Here is a 22581-nt window from a genome sequence, read left to right on the forward strand (position 1 = left end):
CTTTCACTGTGCGTTGGACGGGGCCACCACCGGCAGGCGATCCTGCGGCAGGCGGCCCTGCAAGCCTCCAGTATGAATAGCCACCACGCGGGCACCGGGCTCGAAAAACCCCTGACGCGCCAAATCCAGCAAGCCGTAGAGCATTTTGGCCGTGTAGACCTGCTCAATCAGCACACCGGTCTGGGCTTCGAAATCGGCCATGAACTGAAGCAGTTCGGGATGGGTTTTGGCGTATCCCCCAAAGTGATAATCGGTCAGGTAGTGCAGATTCGGGCAGGCCGGATCGAGGGGCGGATGCCAGCCTTTGAGGGCCATAAAACCCAGCACCTTCGTCGATTGGGGAGCCGACCGGGCCAGGCCCGCTACGGTACCGCCCGTACCGACGGCACAACAGACGGCATCAGGCGCTGTACCCAGTTGTTCGGTCAGTTCGGGCATAATTTCAGCCGCCCCCCGGATAGCCTCTTCGTTGGTTCCGCCTTCGGGCAATACATAGGCAGGGCCGTACAGCTTATGCAGCCCATCCAGAAATTGGGAGGATTCTTTTTCGCGAAAGGCCGCCCGGCTCACCAGGTGCAGGTGCATACCGGCCGACGCGCAAAACTGAAGCGTAGACGACTGCAACAGAGCAGGTTCATCGCCCCGCACCACCCCGATTGTCCGAAACCCAATCAGTTGCCCGGCCGCAGCCGTCGCGTACAGGTGATTGGAACGGGCTCCGCCAAAGGTGAGCAACGTATCGAAGCCCGCCTGTTTGGCAGCTAACAGATTGTATTTCAACTTACGCCACTTATTGCCCGATACCAGCGGATGCAGCAGATCGTCGCGCTTGAGGTAAAGCTGAACCGGCAACGAACGGGTCAGCGGCACGTCGATACGTTGCAGGGGCGATGGCTGTTGAAGGGGTAACATGGGCAGATAAACAGGTCGGGTAGCGGTTTGGTTGGGCAATCCCGTATTTTTGTACCGACAAGATTAACTATGACAGAGGAAATCTCAGAGTCTTTAGAAGAAGACGACTTATACGAACACCATCGGATTGTGGTCGACGGGGGCCAAAGCCTGCTGCGCATCGACCGGTTTCTGATGATTAAACTGCCCAACGCGAGCCGAACCAAGCTACAGGCGGCCATCGATGCCGAATCGGTGCGGGTAGCGGGCAAGCCCACCAAGGCAAGTTATAAGGTAAAACCGGGCGACGTGATTACGGTGGCGCTGGCACATCCGCCCCGCGAAACCGACCTGGTGCCCGAAAACATTCCGCTCGACATTGTTTTCGAGGACGACGACCTGTTGGTGGTCAATAAGCCCGCAGGGATGGTAGTTCACCCGGCTTTTGGCAACTGGACGGGTACGCTCGTCAACGCGCTGGTGTACCATTTTCAGCATCTGCCTTCTATGGCGCCCAGCCACGCGCAGGCCAACGTAATCCGGCCGGGGCTGGTTCACCGAATCGACAAAGACACGTCGGGATTGATGGTGATTGCTAAAACCGAGCTGGCAATGGCGCACTTGGCCCGGCAGTTTTTCGATCACTCCATTGAACGCACTTACTACGCCCTGGTATGGGGCACCCCCGACCCGCCCGAAGGCACCATTACGGGCTACATTGGCCGCAGTGTCCGCGACCGCAAGGTGATGTCGATTTACGACGACGAAACCAAGGGCAAATGGGCCGTAACGCACTACCGCACGCTGGAGCCGCTTCAGTACGTATCGTTGGTGCAGTGTAACCTCGAAACCGGACGAACCCACCAGATTCGGGCTCATTTCCAGCACATTGGCCACCCCCTGTTCAACGATGCGAGCTACAGCGGAGACCGGATTCTGCGGGGTAACCCCAACGGGTCGTTCAAAGCCTTTGTCGACAATGCCTTCTCGTTGCTGCCCCGGCAGGCTCTGCACGCCAAGTCGCTTGGGTTTACGCACCCCCGCACGGGCGCACGGCTTCAGTTCGACTCCGAACTCCCGGCCGATTTTGCGGCCGCTCTTGATAAATGGCGGAAACGCGGCTAATTAAAAAGCCGGATGGGGTAGCTTTTCCCGTCCGGCTTTTTGGTTATTTCAATACATCCAACACGATCTCCTCGAAGCCCGGAAGCGTTTTGTACGCGTACACGGCCCGCCACTTGGTGTCTTTGTAATCGTACGACACTTCGAGGTACGGCTTGGTTTGAGCCGGGTCGGTATCGCTCTGCCGGGTGTTGATGCACACCGGAATATCAGTATAGTATTTGAAGTATTCCGGGTGTGTCAGGTAACCCAGGGGCGTGGTATCCCAGGGCACAAACCCATCCACTCCGAACAGCTCCTGGTTGAATTTCTGCCAGGGCCGAAACTGCTCGTACAGCCACTTGTCGCCGGGACGCTTGCTCACGTTCAGAAAATCAATGTCGGTTTTGCCAAACAGCGTGTACACGCTACACTCGTAGCCCGACAGTACCACCCGCACGCCCGACTCAAACAGCACCCGAAATGCTTCGGGGTCCATTTCAAAGTTGTAGTCGCCCACCGACAGTTTTTCCAGGCCCGGCTTGAACGGGAGTCCCGGCGTGCGCCCGGCACAAACCACCACCTCTTCGATTTGTGGAATCAGGTCCGGGTGGTTTTTGATGAGCGTAGCTACGTTTGTCATGGGCCCAATGGCCAGAATCGGCATTTTTTCGCGCCGGAGTGCGGCCGCCATAGCCCGTGTAGCGTCGTTTTCACGGCCGATGTCGCGCAGGGTATCGGAGCCGCGGTACACCGGAATCGGACGGGCAGGTTTTCCGCCTTTGGGCGTATTGTACCAATTCAGGAGTTTCTGGGTTACGTCGTAGCCATAGTTGACGTAGGTAACGGTACTGATTCCCACCAGTTCGACCTTGTCGGCATGGCGCAGGGCCATCAGCAGGGCCACCGCATCATCGACCTCACGCGGGGTTTTGTCTTTCATCCCGACCATGATGTCGGTATCCAGCCAGATACGCCGGGGTTTGGTCGGGGTGGTTTGGTCTACAGCGACGGTGGTCAGCAGAGCGAGCAAAAGAGCTTTGTACATCGTTTGTATTTAAGTGAATGAACCATGTAGAATGCATATTCAGTACTGGACATTCGGACTTCAGACACTGGACGTTAGACTTATTACCTTTATAGATGGAGGTCTAACATCTAATGTCCAGTACTCACATTATTCATTATACATTGAATTCAGTCTGACTACTTAGTGCAGGAGATGGGCCGCCCGGTCGAGCAAAGCCACTTTGGTTTCAAGGGATAACGACAATGGAAGTTGGGCCAGTCCGATAAGCCGACGCATAATTTCGACGCCTGTAAACTGACGGAGCAGGTTTTCATCAAACCCATCGGGGCGGGCATATTGCGCCAGCACCGCGTCGATTTGGGAAGTCGGTTGCTCACTCATGTGTAGGTGTGCGAGCATCACGCCCAAATCAAATTCGGCCGGGCCGTAGAAGCAAAATTCAGGGTCGATAACCCGCACCGACACCCCGTTGGCATCGGCCTGCTGTAGCCGGAGCCAGCTACCGGGATAATAATCGCCGTGCAGGAGTGTAGGGGCCGACCCACGTTGTACCTCGCCCAGATACACCCGCCCCAGTTGGGTAATGGTTTCTTTGAGGGCTTCGTTCAGCTTGTACGGCATGGCGGCTTCCTGCAACCCTGCCCCGATCCCGTTCAGGTCGAAGCCATTATCGGGCATAAACGGATACCGGAACATGTGCTCGTGATTGAGCGCCCGCATCGCCTTGTTGGCAAAAGCCGGGTCGGGCTCGGCCTGCCGGAACTGGTTGTGCAACGTACTCAGATAGTCGACAAGAGCGTTCTGTTCAGCCTCGGTCAGGGTAACGCCCGGCGCGTAGAGATCGGTAAAATCACGCGACGCACCGAGGTCTTCCATAACCAGAATATGGTTGTCGGCATCGAGGTCCAACAGCTCAGGCTGCCGGGCGCTAAGGGCAGGTACCCGCCCCGTTTTGCGGTAAAACTGCCCTTCGATAACGGCCCGGTCGGCGGGTGCGGCAATGCTTGGGTACTTCTCAACATACCCCCGCGACTGCTTCACAATAAGCGAGCGGTTTACTGTTGTACGGTCATCTTCAAGCCGGCTTGTCCGCACCCGAAGTGTATAATTCATGTTGCCTTCGCCCGGCTTCTCGGCCGCCACAACCGACTCCTCTTCACTAATCCACCCCCGGCGAGTCAGGTACTCCTGTATGGCCTGAGGGTTCTGAGCATCTAAATGCATGGGTTATATGATAGACGTTATTGTTTAGATATTTCTTCGCGGTGAGGTCGCGGTAGTAACCACCCCCTGCCCCCCTCCTGAAAACAGGAGGGGGAGAACTTATCAGTCCAACAAAGAGGCTTTTGCAGTCTCTTTATTGGTTCGAGATTGGGTTTACACGCCCCCTCCTGTTGTTCAGGAGGGGGGCAGGGGGTGGTAACCCTATTAACCCCTACTTTACAAATACGAAGAATGAGTCTCTTCCGATTGGTTAGCGCACTACGGCCACTTTGCCGGCAATTCCCTGTTGCCCGTTAGCACCTATTACCACTACCAAATAAATGCCGGTTTGAGCCGGTCTCCCGCGATAATCGGCCAAATCCCACGTAGCCGTGCCCCCCTGCGACCGGGTTTCATACGTCAGAATACCACCCGCATCCAGAATTTTCACCACGGCATTATCGGTCAGGCCCCGAATACTCACCAAACCGGTATAATCGGGCCGCACAGGGTTCGGGAAAATGGTAATACCCGTCAGTGCCTCGGCCGGTTCGGTAGCCAGCCCACCAAACGACACCAGCCCGCCCGAACTCGAGATAAACACCCGACCGCTCACCGGTTCAACCGCCAACGCGTTGATGTCGGCAGAAGGCAACGGACTATCGGCCGGGGTAAACCGGACATCGAGCGTAGTGCCATCGGGACCAAACCGGTACAGTGCCGATGCCGTCGCAACCCATTTGTAATTCCCTCCGTCGACGGTCATGGCCGTGATGGCCTCGGTAGCCAACAACCGCCGACGTTCGAAAATAGGCGCGTTGGCCGACACATTGCCCGTAAACGCGCCCGCCGGATCGTCGAACACGGTGACGCCCCGCTCCGTACCCACCCAGATAAACCCACTGCGGTCACGGGTTAGGGCCGTCACGGTATTACCGGGCAAATTACCGTCGCCCGGTGCGGATGAAAAATAGCGTTGCTGTCCGGTTTTGGGGTTAAATGCAAGCATGACACCGTAACTCAAGCGGAGCCATAGGCTTCCGTAATCATCGGGAACAATCTGCACGATGGGTAACGACCGCAACTGCCCGAATGACTCAAAACGACCGTCGGGCCGACGTACATGGAGCGAAGCCGTTCCCTGCCCCGTGCCAATCCAGAGATTACCCTCAGCATCGGTAGCCAGAGCCGAAATAGCCGGATTTACGGACGTAGGCAAATTGACCCGCGCGGGAGCCCGCGTTTCGGTCTGTGTCCATAAACCAGCCCCGTATCCACCCAGAAAAAGTTGCCCTTCACCGGGCAGATAAGCCGCTGCATTAAACGGTTGCCCCACGCCCACAGCCGGGTTAGCTTGCCAGCGACCCGTTGGCACTTCGTAGTAATCGGCGGGGGGCTGACCAACGCGCAGGCCCGTACTCAATTCTTTATCACCCGTGAGGGCCACCACACCATTTGGGTAGGCAAATACATCAGCAAACGTATCGGCAAAAGGACCTTCGGGAGTTATGCGGGTGGCCAGATTGGGCGCCCGCAGGTCGAGCAGGCCGCTTGTGGTGTCGGCCACCCAAACCCGGTTGCCATTGGCTACGACCTCGGCCGGGGCTTGCAACAACGGGCTTGTCAGGGCGCCCGTACCCGGTACCGTTAGCGCGGGGGAGCCCGCTGCATTCAGGACAAATGTACTTGCCCCGGTCGGGCCGGCAAATACACCCGCCGGCCCCGAGCTACTAGCCACCGACGACCACAGCCCGCCCACCGGCCGGGCAAAAATGGCTCCACCCCGCCCAGCCGTACTCACCAGCAACCGATTGGCCTCGGCCACAAGCCGGGTAAGTTGGCCCGCTTCGGGTGCGGGTGAGAGCCGCCAATTGGCAGGGTCGGCGAGGTTGACAGTGGAGGCCAGCCGTACTGCCCGAATGGCCGTTGTACTGGCAAACTGATTCGGACGAGTCAGGGCATACAAACTGTCGCCCAGGATGGCGGTCATCAGCACCGGCCCCGGTGTACCGCCTGTGGTGGGACTAAAATACGTATCCCGAATTTCGTTGCGGACCAGGTCGAACACGACCACGCCAAAATCGGTGCTGAGGTAAGCGATATTGCCCTGCCGGTTGATGTGATTGATGCCCCGAAATGCCGGTTGGATACGGCTGGATGCGACAATTGTGTTCACATTGAGCACCTCGCCCGGTGTGCCGTCGGGGGCAACGGCCAGAAAATCAATGTTTCCCGACCGGTACACCAGCATCAGTCGTTGTTGGTCGGGCAGAGCGAGCAGTTGGTTCACGCCCACATCGCTCAGGCCATTGTCGCGGGTCAGAAGCCGGATTTCGGACGTTGATTTGTCGAATCGATACAGTCCATTCCGGGTAGCGGCATACACCCCGGAACCCAGTACGGCTACCGACCGCGCCGAGCGATAACTAAAATGGGTTTGCCAGGTGCCGGGCTGGGCAAATGCGCCGTGTGTGACGGTAAAATGGGTAATGAGTAAGGCACAATGAATAAACCACAACAGGCGTCTTGACCGCCAAACCGGCCTCTGTCCGGGCGTTTCGCTTACGTGGTTGTATGCTTCATTATGCATCACGCCTTCCTCATTAGGCATTACCCGTTATTCATTAAACATCTGCCGACCGGTTCCGCTCACCAAGTGCACGGCCTCAGGGCCCAGATGGAAACACCGGCGGCAGCGGGCTTCGTAGCTATCGGTTTCGCCCAACAGCACCCGCGCCTGCGAGGGCACCAGGCGGTATGAGTAATGCGCAATGTCGCCACAGACCACGCAAATGGCATGTACTTTGGTCACGTACTCGGCAATGGCCATAAGCTGCGGCATACAACCAAAGGGCTTTCCGGCAAAGTCCATATCGAGCCCCGCCACAATAACCCGCTTACCGCTGTTGGCGAGCTGCTCGCACACATCGACAATAGTGCTATCGAAAAACTGGGCTTCGTCGATACCCACCACGTCGCAATCGCCGGTATGCAGGAGAATATCGGCGGGTTTTTGTACAGGAATCGACGAAATTGAGAGCGAGTTGTGCGAGACAATATCGGCCTCGTGGTAACGGGTATCGATACCGGGTTTCACAATAACCACGTGCTGCCGGGCAATGCGGGCACGGTTAAGTCGGCGGATCAATTCCTCGGTTTTTCCGGAGAACATAGACCCACAAATCACCTCGATCCAGCCGGTTCGGAGGTGAGGGGGTTCGCGCCGGGAAGCCGGTTCAATAAACATAGTCGATCAGTCGTTGTTGAGGCACACAAGCCGGTTAGGCATCAAATTTGCTACCTTCCCGATAATTTCACCTGTTTTCTGAATCAATGGCTCGATAACTTCTCCGGCAGTCAGGAAAAGCTTGATAATATCAGAAAAAAAAGGCTTTTTGGCATTAGTATTGTAGGCCAGAAGCTGTTGATTCCGCATACAACCCTCATACAAAGCAACGAGTTTTACCAATGTCGAACAAGTTCCACCAGAGCGTCCTGACCGAATACTCCCGCTCGTATGCGCGTCGGGTTTGCGCCGATTTTTTTAGTAATCACACATTTATCTCCGGTAAACAGATTTTGACGCTGACACCCATCGGCCAGATAAATTTGTTTATCGTCAGTAATCTGTTCGACAAGTGGAAGTCCGACGCCGAAAAGTTTCGCAGCCCTTATTTCGACTTTACGCATCCTGAAGTAGAGGAAGCCATGCGGTCGTTTATGAACGTGGTTTCGCAACACATCGCCGTTCGGCGCGAACACCTGGAGCCTATGCTGGCCGACGCGCTCCGCAAAACGCTCACGCTTATCTTCGATCCGCGTTATTTTTTCGATGATCTGCTGCGCAACCAGCCCGACTTCACGCTCACCTCCGATGCCGCCAAGCAGATTGTCCGCTACACGCAGATTAACAAGTTTGTAGCCAATTACCTGGTGGAACGCATGAACGGCAAACCGTTTATGTACGTCAATCAGGCCCTGAACTGCCTTGATGAAGTACTGTCGCAACGGGGGCACGAACTGGAGAAGTACGACCGGTACGTGGCCATTCTGTCGGAGAAAGTACCCATAGACCTAAACGCCCTCCTGCGTACCTCGCCGGGTGTTGCCAATGGGAGTCCGGCCCGTTCGTTTTTTGATACCGAGCTCGAATCGGACAATACGGGTGCGCAAAGCCCAAACGTCGGTGGGGCAGCCGAAGCGTCGGGGAACCAACCCACCGACCTATCGAGCGCCCCGCTGCGTCCGACCCTGCTGACCGAAACAGGTCAGCGCACGTTCAGCCCGGCCGAACCGCCCATGAGCCAGCCAGCCGTACCCGCCGACTCGTTCAGCGACTCACCCGGCGTTGGCGTTCAGTTCTCGCCCGATGAGTCGGATCGGTACACCCGCGAGCCAGTAGCCGCGCCGGTTGCTGCCCCTGTGAGTCAGGCATCGCCCTTCGCCAGTGGAACCCTGAGCCAGTCGCCCAGTTTTGAAGCCCCCCGCCTGTCGGCCGATAGTGACTCTCGGTCTGGTACAGGCGAGCCAACGAGTGTAGCCGAAGCGTTTCACCGCGCCCCCATCGAAAGTATCGGCAAGAGTATTTCGCTGAACCAGAAATTCCGGTTTATCAATCAGCTTTTCAGCGGTAGCAGCACCTCATACGCGCAGGCTATTGAAGAGCTCGACCAAATGGAGAACTACGGGCAGGCCCTAGATCTGATTTCGTACCGCTACGCCAGCCAGTATCTCTGGGATATGAGCAGTGACGAAGTAAGCGAGCTGGTCGAGATTTTGAAGCGTCGGTTTGCTTAACGAAAGAATGGACAATATGTAATGAACAATGCTGTTGACAACCTGATTGCTACTGCACGTTTTCATTGCGCATCATCTGTCTGATTTCGCTTTCGCATTACACATAGTATACTGTAAATCAATTTTTTATAATGTCTAACTTATCCCGTTAGGGGCTTATCCGCAAGTCTAGCGACTGGTAAGCCCCTAACGGGCGGTCCGACGTTTCGGCAACGGGTTGTTGAAAGGCTCTGAGGCATTTTTTCACCTGGAGCCTCTGCTAAACGCAAACCCAATCCATACACCGAAAATAATCAGGTTAAGCCCGATATTGGCGTTTGAAGTAAACTCAAAGTCAGGCAGCGCATACGGTATCAATATCTTGACGAACGTCAACACATAAACCACCGGCAGAACCCAGTATTTTTTCAAGAAATCAACCGCTTTCATCGTTTCAAATTCATTGTCCCCGGGCTCCGGTCTGGTTTTACAATATCAAGCTATACTTAAAAAGTAAACTTTCAAAACTACGAAAATTGTCACCCTATCCTGGCAGCAATAAACTATTAATCAAGCTCTAATGCCCATCAGTTGGAACAAACCCAGCGGTGTACCATATTACGCCACACAAAGTGACATCGGCCCAGTTTGGTCGTCTTACTCAGGCGTAATGATCAGATGCGGGGTACCGCGTCTCTACTTTTCTTTTCAACCGGATTGATGCCCCGGTCGTAGGCGGCATCCCTTGATCAGAACCGCTTGCGAGTCCTCTACCCCATCCTTCTTTTACTACCCCTGTGCCTACCTATCCGGGCTCAGCAACCACCCAAGCCCCCGGTCGATCTGAATGGCTTCTTACAGGGGTTGTTTCCGGTACAGGCCGAAGGCATCGATTACCAATCGGTTTTCGATAACCTCGCTCAACTTTACGCCACCCCACTCGACCTCAACACGGCCACGCGCGACGAACTCGCGGCTACGTACCTGCTCGACGAGCGGCAACTCAACAGCCTGCTTACCTACCGTGACCAGTACGGCGATTTACTCTCGGTCTACGAACTTCAGGCCGTACCGGGATTCGATGTACCTACTATCCGGCGGCTGATGCCATTCGTCGAAATTGGTACATCAGCTCTGTCGGGGCGCTTACCAACACCTGTCGACCATTATCTGCTTCTACGATATGAGCAAACTGTGGAAGAGCAGAAAGGCTTTTCGGCGGCTTTGCCCGACAAAAATGGCAAGTACCCTACGCGCTACGGGGGTGGGTCAGCGCAGTGGTTTGCCCGGTACCGGTACAGCCGGCCACGGGCCTACAGCCTCGGTCTGACCGTGGAAAAAGACCCTGGCGAAGCGTTTCGGTGGCAACCCGGCAACCGACAGTGGGGGGCCGACTACGTGTCGTTTCACGCACAGGTCCAAAACCGGGGGCGCTGGCGCAACCTGATTCTCGGCGACTACCAGCTCCAAATTGGTCAGGGCCTTGTACTGTCGGCCGGGTTTGTGCTGGGAAAAAGTTCTGAAACCGTGCAGACCGTCCGGCGGCCCACGCTGGGTGCCCGCCCGTACACCTCACTCACCGAGTACGGGTATTTTCGGGGGGCTACGGCTACCTACGCACTCACCCGAAATATGGACATTACGCTGATGGCCGCCCGCAATCGGCGCGATGCCAACACCGCCCCCTCGACCGCGACAACCGTGGTAGAAGGCACCATTGCCACCTCGCTGCAAACCTCAGGGCTGCACCGTACACCCTCCGAACTGGCCGACCGGGGTAGCCTGCTCGAAACCAACGTGGGCGCGCACCTGCTGTACCACCGGGGGCAACGCCTGCAACTGGGGGCCACGTTGTTGCACACCCAATTCGATCTGCCCCTTCTCCGGCGCAACCTAACCTACAACCGGTACGAGTTCACGGGACGGCAAAACACGGTTCTGGGCCTGCACGGCGGCTACATCTGGCACAACCTGAACTTTTTTGGGGAGGTAGCCCACAGCCACGGCTCGCTCACCAACAGCGGGGGCGTCGGGGCCGTGGGCGGTATGCTCGCCAGTTTCAACCGGCGCGTCGACGTGTCGGTGGTAGCCCGGCATTACGACCGGAATTTTCATAGCTTTTACGCCAACGGGTTTAGTGAAAACACGCGCACTATCAACGAAACAGGCTTATATGCCGGGCTGAAATACACCGTTTACCGCAAGCTGACCGTGGGAGGCTATGTGGATGTAGTTCGGTTTCCGTGGTGGCGGTATCTGGTCGACAAGCCTTCGCGTGGTTTTGATTTTCTAACGCAAGCTACGTACACCCCTAATCGCCAGACATCGTTCGCGCTCATTTTTCACGAAGAACACAAGGAAAAGAATAAGCCCGGTAGCAAAACCACACCGCGCGAGGTGGTAGGCACCACCCGCCGGAGCCTGGCTCTTACGGCCGAGTACCCGCTGGGCCCCCGCCTAACCCTGCGCTCTCGCGTACAGGCGGGCACATTTGCCTACACGAGCCTGAGCCCCTCGCGGGGGTTTGCCTTGGTACAGGACGCAAGCTACGCGTTTAAACGGTGGCACCTGAGCGGACGGATGGCCCTGTTTGGCACCGACGATTACGATAGCCGACAGTATGTGTACGAACGCGATGTGCTGTACGCCTTTTCGTTTCCGGCTTACTTCAACCGGGGCGTCCGGCACTATGTGCTCGTACAGTACGATGTGAGCCGCCATCTTGACCTCTGGCTACGCTGGGCCCGCACCGACCTCACCAATCAGGACACCGTTGGCTCAGATCTCGATCAGATCAATGCCCCGCACAAATCGGAGCTGAAAGTACAGGCTCGCTGGCGGTTTTGAGTTCGTTCAGCCGGTTATTACCTGTTATTACACCGCTTGCTTTATCAACCTCGAACCCTTTTTAGCACTTTACAAGTACACCCAATATCTATTTTGTCAACTTTTAGACGTAAAGTCCTGATCGAGTTTTCAATTGTCTAAAGGAGTAGACTGTATCTCGCAAGAATCTGCCTAATTTTCAGGTCTGAGCTATAAACTGCCTGATTATGAAGTACTTTCTCTACTTACTCACTTGGTTAACTACGATTCTTGCTGCATCGGCCCAAACGCCATTACCTTCTAAAACCGACAACCGACTCAGCGGACATCTCCGCTCTTTGTCGGATGCGTACAACCAAAACAAACGACTCGACTCATCAATCGTCAACTCCCGGCTCATCAACTTCGACAAAAACTCCGGGCGGGTGTTAGTCAACGCCATTGCTGAAGGAAATACAGAGGCCCTCAGCGCCGAACTCCGGCAGGCGGGCATTGACATTGTAAGCAGCCGCGCTCAGATTGTTACCGGCTGGGTTCCGGTGGCCAAGCTATCGACGCTCGAGAGCCTGACCAGTTGCCGGTCGGTGCGGCCCGCATACCGCCCGCGTTTGCGTACCGGTCCGGTCAACAGTCAGGGCGATTCGGCACAGCGTTCGGGCGTGGCCCGGCGTCAGTTTGGCGTGATTGGTCAAGGGGTGAAAGTAGGCGTTCTGTCTGACAGTTATGCCGCCCTGCCGCAATCAAATACAGGTGTAACTACAGGCGAGTTGCCGGGCATTGGCAACCCCAACGGCTATACCACGGCCGTAACCAATGTGCTGGATTATACCGTGTCGGGAGCGTCGGACGAGGGCCGGGCCATGCTCGAAATTATCCACGACGTTGCCCCCGGTGCTCAACTCTTTTTCCGAACCGCCTTTATTTCCAACACCGATTTTGCGGCTGGTATTCAGCAGTTAGCCAATTTGGGCTGTAAGGTCATTATCGACGACATCGGCTATTTTGAAGAACCCTTTTTCCAGGACGGTGTGATTGCTCAGGCCGTCGATAATGTGAAGAACAACAACGGGGTCACGTATTTTTCGGCGGCAGGCAACTCCGGCAATGCCTCGTACGAAGCTAATTATCAACCCTCTACGTACCGGCCATTTAGTGGAACTACAAACCCTGAGGTGGCCCATAATTTCGGCACAGCAGCCGCCCCGGTGTATTTTTTACCCATTCGGTTACCAGCACTGGGTGAAGCGGTTATTTCGTTTCAATGGGATGACCCATTTTTTTCGGTTACCGGAAACCGACAGGCAGATGCGCAAACCGATTTAGACATTTATTTACTCAATGCCATTCCAAGCTCGACAACCGCTACTGTAGCGTTAAACTCAATTGTAGCCCGAGGCTATGATGACAATCTGGCAAGTGGTGACCCTGTCGAAATTCTGAGCTACGCCAACCCCAGCAATACTCCCCGGACTTTTTACATCATGATTGTAAAGTACGCGGGCCCTAACCCCACCCGAATTAAGTACGTTGAAAATTACGACTCTACGTTTCCGGCCGCAGCCAGTGCCATTGTGGGTATCAATGCAAGTACCTGTTACGGGCACCCCAACGCAGCGGGGGCCATTGCTACGGGGGCTGCTTTCTTTCTGGAAACACCCGCGTACGGCATCAATCCTCCCTTGGTCGAGGACTTCTCCTCGAAAGGTGGTACTCCTATTTACTTCACCCCCAACGGCACCCGTCTCGCCAGCCCCGTAACGCGGCAGAAGCCGGAAATCACCGCGCCCGATGGAGCTAATACCTCATTTTTCTTTAGAGATAGCCCGTCAGACACCGACACCTCACCCAACTTTTTTGGGACTTCGGCCGCGGCTCCGCATGCCGGGGCTGTGGCAGCCCTGATGCTTCAGGCTAACCCCACGCTGACGCCAGCAGCCGTCCTGACCGCCCTGACCGCTTCCTGCCTCGACATGGATGACCCCACCACACCCAGTTTCGATACGGGGTTTGACTTTATGACTGGACATGGGCTGGTCCGGGCCGACGTAGCCGTACAAAATGCCATCCCGGCTTCGTTACCGTGTGTCTCGCTCACGTCGGGCAACTGGAACACTGCAGCAACCTGGTCATGCGGGTTTATTCCACAGCTAACCAACCCCGTAAGTATCGGCAACGGGCACATCGTCACAATTAGCGGCCAAACCGCTCGCGCCCAAAAAGTTACCTTTAGCGGCACCGGTAAACTCAATTTCCTCAGCAACGGGAAGTTGGGATATTAGAAAAAGGAGGAAAGGAGAAGGGTTGCAAGCGCCGTCACTCCTTTCCTCCCTCCTCCTTTTCCCCCTTCTTCCCTATTTCCTAATCATCTCATCCGTTACGCGGGCGGTGCGGCTCCGAACGGCGGAGGTCACGAAAAAGCCCGTTGCGGCTGGGCCATTGGTGTTTACGTTCCGAATATTAGTGGGCACATTAGCAGGCGGGGTGGCAAACAGCCCCCCATTGCTAATCTGTGTTCTCAGCTCAGCCAGGAAAAAGAACGCTTCGGGTGTAATCGATTGTATTTCAACGCGCACCGTATCGTTTCGGGCATACAGCCGTTCGGGATTGATCGACTGCCGAATTGGGCGAATAAACAAGAGCCCATCGGTATTGCCGTTGCTGCTAAAGCCTGCATCGTAGACCGTAATCAGGTCGTTGGGGCGGTTCTGAAGCTGCCCATTCCTGAAAAACCGAATCCGGTAGTAATCGGGCGCACCGGGAAAGTCTTTGACGTAAAACTCCGCCTGAAAACCCCGCTCCTCCGAAATCGGGTTGACCTTTTCCTCCCGAAACACAATTGAATCGACAGCAGGCACCCGGTTCATGCGGGATACCGACACATACTGCTGCCCGCCATACTCGATACCAAGCGTGTAGGTTTCGCCAATACGCCCGAGAGTGTCGGTTGGGCTGGTGGGCCTCCAGCTGTAAAACCCGTCGTTGTCAGGATCAGTAAAGAGGTACGTACGCCCTTTACCGTCGCGGATACCTACCCGTGCCCCAGTGGCCGGTGTGGCCGCCCCGTTTTGCAGATACGGAGCCGTTTGCGTGAGCCGAATGCGTTGCTCGCCCAGGGCATCAGTCAGCCAGGCATCCACTGAAAGTTGGGTGGGCCCCTGGTCGAGTTTGGCGTCAATAACGGTTTCGCAGCCCGCGAGGGTCAGCGTGCTCAACAGGGCCAGCAGGTACGCACTTCGGCGTTTTTGAGGCCAACCGATTTGGGTCATCAGGCGGCCGAGTATGTTTTGGGTGTTTGATTGCATCAGTGTGGCGGGTTAGAATTTAAAGTTGTACGTGACCGACGGAATGGCCGTGGCAAACACAGAGTACCGCACGGCCTGCGTGTTGTTGGTTACCTGCAACCGGCGGGTGTCGCCCAACTCAGGCGAGCGCGGCACATCGATGGTTGTAGCGGGTTCCTGCTGGAAAAACACCGAGAATGGGTTTTTGCGGGCATACACGTTGTACACCGAGAACACCCAGTTATCGTCTTTCCGCTTACCCGTCCGCTGCCTTCCTTTGAGCGTAGCCGCCAGATCGAGCCGGTGATAGACCGGAATTCGGTAGTTATTGCGCAGGTTATCAGCATTGTGCGGCACCACATACCCCTGATACTCGAACCGGGTGGTTGGGAACGTAGCCGGTGTACCGCTGCTCAGAGCAAACGTAGCCGAGAAATTCCAGCGCTTGAGCCGCCCCGTACTGCCCGGATCAATCAGGGCCACGGTATTGAGCGTGTGCCGCCGGTCGAAGCGCGACGCAAACCAATTGCCGCCATTGATACCATCGACCAGCCGGTCGGTTTTGCCGAGGGTATAGCTCACCCAACCGTTGATCAGACCCGTGTTTTTCTTCACGTAGAACTCAGCCCCATACGCCCGGCCCCGGCCCGACAGCAAATCACCTTCCAGATATTTGTTGAGCAGCAAATCAGCCCCGTCAATGTAGTCCAGCTGGTTTTGCAGCCATTTGTAATACACTTCTACCGACACCTCATAGGTGTTGTTGCGGCCATCTTTGAGGTTGCGGAAATACCCACCAGCCACCTGATCGGCCACCTGCGGCCGGATATTGTTGGTAGAAGGCGTCCAAACATCGAGCGGGGTCGAAGCGGTTGTGTTCGACACAAGGTGGATGTACTGCGCCAGCCGGTTGTAGCTGAGCTTGAGCGAACTGTTTTCGTTTAGTTCGTATTTGGCCGAGAAACGAGGCTCCCAGTTGCCGTAGTTTTTAATCACATCGCCCCGCTTGTAGGTGCGCGTTTGGCTCAGGATCGGAAACCGACGCTCGCCCGGCGGCACATCAGTCTGAAACGAGTACGCTTCACCCGGCCCGAGGTAGCTAAATAATGAGTACCGGAGGCCGTACTGCAACTGCAACCGGGCCGATACCTGCTGTTCATTGCCAACGTACAGCGCGTTTTCGATGGCATACTTGTTTTCCAGACTAAACGTCCGAATACTGCCCAAACTTGCCCCGGTAGCCGTGCCGGGCTCAAAATCATACACAATACTTTGCCCGCCAAACGTAAGGGTGTTGTTGCGGAGAAAGAGCGTAAAATCCGGCTTGATGCTGTAGTTGATGATCCGCGATTTCCAGCGGAAATAATCGTTTTTGTTCTCCTCCTTCCGCTTTAGGTCGGAGTCGAGCATGTAGTCGTAATTGCTGTAAAAAGCCGTTGTGTTCAGAAACAGTTTCTGGTTGAACACGTGGTTCCAGCGCAGCGAGGTAGTGGCATTACCCCAGTTAAAGCCAAAATCGGAGCCAAATACATCGCGGCCCAGATACCCCGACAGGTAAACCGTATTTTTGTCGTTAATCCGGTAATTGGCTTTGGCCGTCAGGTCGTAAAAGTAAAACGAAGACCCTTTGAGGTCGCCCGTCAGAAAAGGTTGGGCCAATACGTCGGCGTACGATCGCCGACCCGCCACAATAAACGAGCCACGAGCCGTACCATCCGCCTTTTTGAACAGGGGCCGCTCGTACGACAGCCGACTGAAAATCAACCCAATACCCCCGTTTACTTCGGGCTTTTTGGCGTTTCCTTCTTTCAGACGCACATCCAGAATCGACGAAATACGCCCCCCGTACAGCGACGGAATACCGCCCTTGATGAGCTTGACGTCTTTGACGGCATCGGGGTTGAAGACCGAGAAAAAGCCGAACAAGTGCGACGAGTTGTAGACCGGCGCTTCGTCGAGCAGCACCAGATTCTGGTCGATATTCCCGCCCCGCACGTTGAAGCCCGTCGCTCCCTCGCCCACGGTGGTTACGCCCGGCAAGAGCTGAATAGCCCGTACCACGTCGACCTCTCCCAGCAGGGCAGGCACCCGCTGAATGGTCCGCACATCAATTTTATTGACCGACATTTCGATGGCCCGCACGTTATCTTCTTCACGCTCGGCCTTTACCGTTACCTCCTGTAATTCACGGCCTTCTTCGCTCAGTTCAACGTCTTTGCGCAGGTTTTCAGTCGTGAGCGTAATCGGAATCGTCTGTTTCTGGAAACCAACAAAGGAGACAACGAGGTTATACGAACCGGGGGGCAACGAAATGGCGTAATACCCATAATTGTTCGTGACGGCTCCGGTACCGGCTTCTTTCACGAAAACAGATACGCCAATAAGGCCTTCGCCGTTTTTGGCGTCTTTTACGTAGCCACTTACCGTAAATTGGGCCGCCCCCGCCGGTGGTCGGGAAAGGCCGTTTTGACCCGTCGACTGCGCCAGGACGACCGATTGAGTCAGGCAGGCAAGCCCCAGAATCAGTACCCACGCAGTACGAAAAATAGAAATCATAAATTGGATAGGTTGTAGACTCGTCAATGGATGGTTTTTTAAACAACTCGAAAAGTAAGTCAGATGATTTGGTGTTAGACCCAAAAATTGGACGAAGTGGAGAAAAACGACCGCGAACGGTCTTATGAGTAAGACAAAACCAATACTTTTACGGGTCTGTAAAGGGCTCGCACCACCCTACTAGGCAGGTTGCTTTGCTTAAGGGACCGTTACGGAGCCGTTTACCCCTACCTATCCAGCCACCAATTCTGACCGACGATCGACGCTTTATGATCCAGATAAAAAATATTTCAAAGACATTCGGCGACCGCAAGGTCCTCGACGACATCAGTGCCACTTTCAAACCGGGGAACACCAGCCTGATTATCGGGGGGAGCGGCACCGGCAAAAGTGTGCTGCTGAAATGCATGATTGGCCTCGTGACACCCGAACAGGGTGAGGTGCTTTACGATGGCCGCGATTTTTTGAAGGGCGACGAAGAAACCGTTAAGGCGATTCGGCGCGAAATGGGCGTTCTATTTCAGGGGTCGGCTTTGTTCGACTCCAAAAACGTAATCGACAACGTGCGGTTTCCGCTCGAAATGCTCACCGACATGAGCGAGTCGGAAAAAGAAGACCGGGCGCAGTTTTGCCTGCAACGCGTTGGGCTCGAACAAGCCGCTACCCGAATGCCGTCGGAAATTTCGGGCGGGATGAAAAAACGGGTCGGTATTGCGCGGGCCATCGTGATGAACCCCAAATACCTTTTTTGCGACGAGCCCAACTCGGGTCTTGACCCGCTGACGTCGATCAAAATCGATCAGCTCATCAAAGAAATTACCGACGAGTTCAATATCACGACCATCGTGATTACCCACGACATGAACTCGATGATGGAAATTGGTGAACAGATTTCGTTTCTCTACCAGGGCCACAAAATCTGGGAAGGCGACAGTAATACCATTGTCAACACCAACGTAGCGGAGCTGAACGAGTTTATTTACGCCAACAAGTTGCTTCGGGATATGAGCCGCTAAGAAGCTGTTCAGGGCAGGGCGAAGGCCACGTATTTATCGCCCGACCGGGTGTTGAGCTTCCCACCTCCGCAGGCAATCACAACGTACTGACGTCCACCCACCGAGTAGGTGCTGGGGGAGGCATAGCCAGCCGCCGGGAGTCCGGTTTGCCAGAGGGTTTTGCCGGTTCGGGTGTCGATAGCCCGCAACTGCTCGTCTTTACTGGCCGCCACAAACAGCAGACCGCTACCCGTTACGAGCGGGCCGCCGTAATTGTCGGTACCCGTGGGCGGAATCCCTTTGGCTGTCAGCTCTTTGTACTCGCCCAGAGGCACCTGCCAGCGGTGCTCGCCCGTGTTTAGGTCAATGGCCGTGAGCGTGCCCCAGGGCGGAGCACTCACCGGGTAGCCATTACTATCGTACCAGCGATTGTAGCCCGTATGCCGATACGGTAATTTTGGTTGGGGAGCTTTCGCTTGAGTAACCGCCGATGCCCCCCCCGCCGTTGGGTTGAACAGAAAGTCGACAATCGCCTTATGCTCGGCTTCGGGCAAGTGCGAAAACGACGGCATCAGTCCCCGGCCCGTTTTCAGCACCTGATGCACAGCCTCGGCCGACAACCGGGCTTCGAGCCCCACCAGACCTGGGTACGAGCCGTCATGATTCCCCCGCCGGTCGGAGCCGTGGCAACTGGCGCACCGCAGCGTGTAGAGCTGTGCGCCCAGCGACATACCTTTATCAGCGGGTACCTCATTCGGAACCAGCGACGAATACACCGGATTTTGCTTGGCCGGAATGTACATAACCCCGCCCGGATCAACCGCCGCCCCCCCCCATTGTGCCCCCCCGTCGGTGCCGGGGTAAAATACGGTCATCTGGCCCGTAAGCGGCAGGTACGGGCTACCGGTGCGGGCCGTTCGGAGCCGGGCCACAATCTCATTGCGGTTAGCGGCCCAGGGGTTTATATCGACCTCGGTGAACGTCTGTCGGGTAAACGGAGCCGGTTTGAGCGGTACTGGCTGGGTTGGGCTGGGATACTCACCCGGCATGGCATCGGTCGCGTACGGGCGCTCCTCAACCGGAAACAGGGGTTTTCCCATCACCCGGTCGAACACAAATACGTGGCCCTGCTTGGTCGTCTGCGCTACCGCGTCAATACGTTTACCCCCGTGTACAACCGTCAGCAGATTGGGCGGAGAAGGCGGGTCGCGGTCCCATATGTCGTGATGCACCAGCTGAAAATGCCAGATTCGTTTACCCGTCCGGGCGTCGAGCGCCAGCAGGCAATTGGCAAAAAGGTTGTCGCCCCGCCGGTTGCCACCGTAAAAATCGTAAGCCGCCGAGCCCGTCGGCACGTACACAATACCCCGTTGGCGGTCAATCGCCATACCCGCCCAGGCATTGGCCCCACCGAGCCGGTCGCGCGGATTAGCGGGTTGCCAGGTGTCGTATCCAAACTCACCCGGCTTCGGAATGGTGTGAAACGTCCAGACGAGTTTACCCGTGCGTACGTCGTAGGCCCGAATGTCGCCCAGCAAAGCGGTTTCGCCTTCGGCTACGCGAGCCCCCACAATAATCAGATTTTCGAAAATGGTATTGGGCGTATTGGCCTGCACGTAGGTATCGCCCCCCGGCCGTTCGATACCCTCTTTCAGGTCGATTCGCCCCCCCTGCCCAAACCCGTCGATTGGCTTACCCGTGCGGGCATCGAGGGCGTAAAGCCACGGCCCGTACCCGAAAAAAATGCGTTGGTCGGCACCGGAGGCCCAGTATGTAACACCCCGGCTGGTTGTTCCACCTCCTCCGGTCAGGCGGGTGCGCCAACGTTCCCGGCCGGTAGCAGCATCGAGGGCAAAGGCCTGCGTGCCAGCCGATACACCATACAGCACCCCATCGATCACAATGGGGTTACATTGCATTTGGGTACGGTTGTTCACGGTATCGGCCCCACCGGATGCATACGTCCAGGCAACGCGCAGCCCCCCCACGTTGGCGGGAGTAATTTGGCTCAGGGGTGAATAGTGATTTCGGGTACCGTCGCCGTTGTATTCGGTCCAGTTTACATCGGGCTGCTGAGGCCGAAACGCCAGTTGAGTGGCACCGAGCAGCACTACCGCCCCGACTAAATACCTGAGCATACGCATGGTGGAAAGAATGGTGGTTCGGTGGTAGAAGCTCCCCTACCACCGGGTTTACCCATCAGACCGGGAGGGTGCGGGTTGCTGCGCGGGCCGTCGCCGAATCCGTTGCAGGGCCAGCCGCACGGTATCGCGCTCGACAATGGCAATAATGCCCAGATACAGCACAAACAACGTCATGTGGTAAGGCACCGAAATCCAGAGATTCGGTATCTGAACCAGACTTGACCCGTAAATGAGCAGTCCGGCACTGACAATGTAGAAAAATGCCGAGCGTAGGTGATAAGGCACCGGGTAATATTTCTCACCCAGAACATAACACAGCACCATCATGACGAAGCTCGAGGCCAGAAACGCCCACGCACAGCCCATATAGCCCATTTTGGGGATAAGCAGCACGTTGAACAGGGCCGTAACCGCTGTACCCACCACGGTGATGATTGTACCGAAACTTGTTTTGTCGCTCAGCTTAAACCAGAACGAAATGTTGTAGTACACACCCAGCAGCAGATTGGCCAATAGCAGAATAGGGACAACGCCCAACCCTACCCGGTACTCCGCCGATAGGGTCAGCTTACCAATGATGTCCAGATTCAGACTCACCCCTACCCACAACACCACGCATACGATAATGAACCACTTGGTAACGTCGGCCAGCAGTTTGGGTGAGTTTTTGTCTTCGGCCCGGCTGAAAAAGAACGGATCGGCTGCAAACTTGAACGAATTGATAGCCAGGGCCATGAAAATCGACAGCTTAAGGCAGTTACCGTAGATACCGAGGGCATCTTTGGCGGTAAGGCCGGGGTAAAACCCGTCGGGCAGAAACTGCCGGAGCAGCAGCCGGTCGGTGAGTTGGTTGAGCACCCCCGAGAGGCCCGTGAGCATAATCGGGAACGAATACGCCAACAGCGTTTGGGTAGCCGCCCGGTCGAGCGTAAACCGAAACCCGCTGAAGGCGTTGCGGAGCAGCACGAGATATAAGCCGTTGGCAATCAGGTTGGCCAGCAAAATATAGGCTGGGCCAATTTCGGGGCGGTAAATAAACGCAGCCACCGGGCGCAAGGCGGGCAGGTAGTCACCCTCGGCAATGTCTTTGCACAAAACAATAAAGAAAACGTTGAGCGCCACATTGATCAGAATGTTGAGCACCTTGGCCAACACAAACTGTTTGGCCTTGTTCTCGACCCGTAACCGCGCAAACGGCACCGCCATAATGGTGTCAATAGCCAGAATAACTCCGCCCCACATAACGGCGATTCCCTCGCCGGGGTAGCCCATCTGTACGGCAATCTGATCGGCAAACAGGGTCGTCAGCAAAGCAGGTATCAGGCCCGACAAGATCAGTAGACTCGTGCTCCGGTTAAATACCAGCTGACGTTCGTCGGCACGCTCATCGCCTTTGGCACGGGCCGCAAACCGAAAATAAGCCGTTTCGAGACCGAGGGTGTAAATAGCCAGCAAGACCCCTATCCAGGCATAGATGGTCACGTTGGACGACAAATCAGCGGGTTGACGGAAGGCGTACGTTTGAATAGGAGCCAGCGCGAAGTTGATCGACCGCGCCAGAATGGTGCTGATGCCGTACAACGCGGTATCACTGGCTAATTTCTTGAAGGTACTCATGTACGGATACGATTAGGCGGGCAAAGATACAGCCTCCGTTGGGTTGTCGGTGCCGGGGGCGTATCTTTGCGGCTCCGTGTCAATGTATAACGAACCCTGTGTACGGAATAACGTGTAGCGGATACTCCCGCGATAGGTTAGGCGCGACCTGCCGTTATACA

At 55.9% G+C, this 22581-nt stretch carries 15 protein-coding genes; 5 read left to right on the forward strand and 10 right to left on the reverse strand.

Annotated elements, in window-relative coordinates; genetic code table 11:
- Window positions 1–3: 3 nt before the first annotated feature.
- Window positions 4–912: a 1-aminocyclopropane-1-carboxylate deaminase/D-cysteine desulfhydrase gene (locus tag F5984_RS14965; protein WP_185155521.1), complete on the reverse strand. Its 909-nt coding sequence runs from the start codon at window positions 910–912 to the stop codon at window positions 4–6.
- A 69-nt stretch (window positions 913–981) separates the two neighbouring features.
- On the opposite strand from F5984_RS14965, the gene F5984_RS14970 reads away from it, so the two are divergent.
- Entirely contained in the window at window positions 982–2016 is a 1035-nt protein-coding gene (locus F5984_RS14970; RefSeq protein WP_152125029.1) for an RluA family pseudouridine synthase, read from the forward strand.
- A gap of 43 nt (window positions 2017–2059) precedes the next feature.
- Here the strand turns inward: F5984_RS14970 and F5984_RS14975 are convergent, their stop codons facing one another.
- The 4 genes from F5984_RS14975 to F5984_RS14990 all read right to left on the reverse strand — a co-directional run bounded on the left by F5984_RS14975 (window position 2060) and on the right by F5984_RS14990 (window position 7472).
- Complete coding sequence (locus F5984_RS14975) at window positions 2060–3040, reverse strand: nucleoside hydrolase (protein ID WP_152125030.1); 981 nt, start codon at window positions 3038–3040, stop codon at window positions 2060–2062.
- A 162-nt stretch (window positions 3041–3202) separates the two neighbouring features.
- Entirely contained in the window at window positions 3203–4246 is a 1044-nt protein-coding gene (locus F5984_RS14980) for a phosphotransferase (RefSeq protein WP_152125031.1), read from the reverse strand.
- 250 nt (window positions 4247–4496) lie between these two features.
- A complete protein-coding gene (porZ, locus tag F5984_RS14985; RefSeq protein WP_152125032.1) occupies window positions 4497–6815 on the reverse strand; it encodes a type IX secretion system anionic LPS delivery protein PorZ in 2319 nt (772 codons plus the stop codon).
- A 27-nt stretch (window positions 6816–6842) separates the two neighbouring features.
- Complete coding sequence (locus tag F5984_RS14990; RefSeq protein ID WP_019990701.1) at window positions 6843–7472, reverse strand: thymidine kinase; 630 nt, start codon at window positions 7470–7472, stop codon at window positions 6843–6845.
- Between the two features lie 221 nt (window positions 7473–7693).
- On the opposite strand from F5984_RS14990, the gene F5984_RS15000 reads away from it, so the two are divergent.
- Window positions 7694–9022: a hypothetical protein gene (locus tag F5984_RS15000; RefSeq protein ID WP_152125034.1), complete on the forward strand. Its 1329-nt coding sequence runs from the start codon at window positions 7694–7696 to the stop codon at window positions 9020–9022.
- A gap of 243 nt (window positions 9023–9265) precedes the next feature.
- On the opposite strand, the gene F5984_RS15005 is transcribed toward F5984_RS15000, so the two are convergent.
- Window positions 9266–9451 (reverse strand): hypothetical protein, encoded by a 186-nt coding sequence (locus F5984_RS15005; protein WP_152125035.1) that lies wholly within the window; start codon window positions 9449–9451, stop codon window positions 9266–9268.
- Window positions 9452–9796: 345 nt separating this feature from the next.
- Here F5984_RS15005 and F5984_RS15010 point away from each other — a divergent pair, with 345 nt between their 5' ends.
- Window positions 9797–11848: a ComEA family DNA-binding protein gene (locus tag F5984_RS15010; protein ID WP_394367414.1), complete on the forward strand. Its 2052-nt coding sequence runs from the start codon at window positions 9797–9799 to the stop codon at window positions 11846–11848.
- A gap of 206 nt (window positions 11849–12054) precedes the next feature.
- Window positions 12055–14106, forward strand: a complete 2052-nt coding sequence (locus F5984_RS15015) for a S8 family peptidase (protein ID WP_152125036.1) — start codon at window positions 12055–12057, stop codon at window positions 14104–14106.
- 72 nt (window positions 14107–14178) lie between these two features.
- Here F5984_RS15015 and F5984_RS15020 read toward each other — a convergent pair whose 3' ends face one another.
- Together F5984_RS15020 and F5984_RS15025 are read right to left on the reverse strand one after the other, a co-directional pair.
- The gene (locus F5984_RS15020) at window positions 14179–15129 is read right to left on the reverse strand and encodes a DUF4249 domain-containing protein (RefSeq protein WP_152125037.1); all 951 of its coding nucleotides are present in this window, start codon (window positions 15127–15129) and stop codon (window positions 14179–14181) included.
- Between the two features lie 12 nt (window positions 15130–15141).
- Entirely contained in the window at window positions 15142–17664 is a 2523-nt protein-coding gene (locus F5984_RS15025) for a TonB-dependent receptor (RefSeq protein ID WP_152125038.1), read from the reverse strand.
- A 269-nt stretch (window positions 17665–17933) separates the two neighbouring features.
- Here F5984_RS15025 and F5984_RS15030 point away from each other — a divergent pair, with 269 nt between their 5' ends.
- Window positions 17934–18680 (forward strand): ABC transporter ATP-binding protein, encoded by a 747-nt coding sequence (locus F5984_RS15030; RefSeq protein ID WP_152125039.1) that lies wholly within the window; start codon window positions 17934–17936, stop codon window positions 18678–18680.
- A gap of 8 nt (window positions 18681–18688) precedes the next feature.
- Here the strand turns inward: F5984_RS15030 and F5984_RS15035 are convergent, their stop codons facing one another.
- Window positions 18689–20797: an outer membrane protein assembly factor BamB family protein gene (locus F5984_RS15035; protein ID WP_152125040.1), complete on the reverse strand. Its 2109-nt coding sequence runs from the start codon at window positions 20795–20797 to the stop codon at window positions 18689–18691.
- A 54-nt stretch (window positions 20798–20851) separates the two neighbouring features.
- On the reverse strand, window positions 20852–22420 hold the full coding sequence (locus F5984_RS15040) for a polysaccharide biosynthesis C-terminal domain-containing protein (protein ID WP_152125041.1): 1569 nt from the start codon (window positions 22418–22420) through the stop codon (window positions 20852–20854).
- Window positions 22421–22581 lie beyond the last annotated feature (161 nt).

Origin of the sequence: Rudanella paleaurantiibacter, assembly GCF_009184635.1 — a bacterium.
Taxonomy (GTDB): domain Bacteria; phylum Bacteroidota; class Bacteroidia; order Cytophagales; family Spirosomataceae; genus Rudanella; species Rudanella paleaurantiibacter.

Bases quoted from the DNA above. Each gene is read 5' to 3' on its own strand.
- F5984_RS14965 (WP_185155521.1), bottom strand. From the start codon at position 912: ATGTTACCCCTTCAACAGCCATCGCCCCTGCAACGTATCGACGTGCCG.
- F5984_RS14970 (WP_152125029.1), top strand. From the start codon at position 982: ATGACAGAGGAAATCTCAGAGTCTTTAGAAGAAGACGACTTATACGAA.
- F5984_RS14975 (WP_152125030.1), bottom strand. From the start codon at position 3,040: ATGTACAAAGCTCTTTTGCTCGCTCTGCTGACCACCGTCGCTGTAGAC.
- F5984_RS14980 (WP_152125031.1), bottom strand. From the start codon at position 4,246: ATGCATTTAGATGCTCAGAACCCTCAGGCCATACAGGAGTACCTGACT.
- porZ (WP_152125032.1), bottom strand. From the start codon at position 6,815: ATGCATAATGAAGCATACAACCACGTAAGCGAAACGCCCGGACAGAGG.
- F5984_RS14990 (WP_019990701.1), bottom strand. From the start codon at position 7,472: ATGTTTATTGAACCGGCTTCCCGGCGCGAACCCCCTCACCTCCGAACC.
- F5984_RS15000 (WP_152125034.1), top strand. From the start codon at position 7,694: ATGTCGAACAAGTTCCACCAGAGCGTCCTGACCGAATACTCCCGCTCG.
- F5984_RS15005 (WP_152125035.1), bottom strand. From the start codon at position 9,451: ATGAAAGCGGTTGATTTCTTGAAAAAATACTGGGTTCTGCCGGTGGTT.
- F5984_RS15015 (WP_152125036.1), top strand. From the start codon at position 12,055: ATGAAGTACTTTCTCTACTTACTCACTTGGTTAACTACGATTCTTGCT.
- F5984_RS15020 (WP_152125037.1), bottom strand. From the start codon at position 15,129: ATGCAATCAAACACCCAAAACATACTCGGCCGCCTGATGACCCAAATC.
- F5984_RS15025 (WP_152125038.1), bottom strand. From the start codon at position 17,664: ATGATTTCTATTTTTCGTACTGCGTGGGTACTGATTCTGGGGCTTGCC.
- F5984_RS15030 (WP_152125039.1), top strand. From the start codon at position 17,934: ATGATCCAGATAAAAAATATTTCAAAGACATTCGGCGACCGCAAGGTC.
- F5984_RS15035 (WP_152125040.1), bottom strand. From the start codon at position 20,797: ATGCTCAGGTATTTAGTCGGGGCGGTAGTGCTGCTCGGTGCCACTCAA.
- F5984_RS15040 (WP_152125041.1), bottom strand. From the start codon at position 22,420: ATGAGTACCTTCAAGAAATTAGCCAGTGATACCGCGTTGTACGGCATC.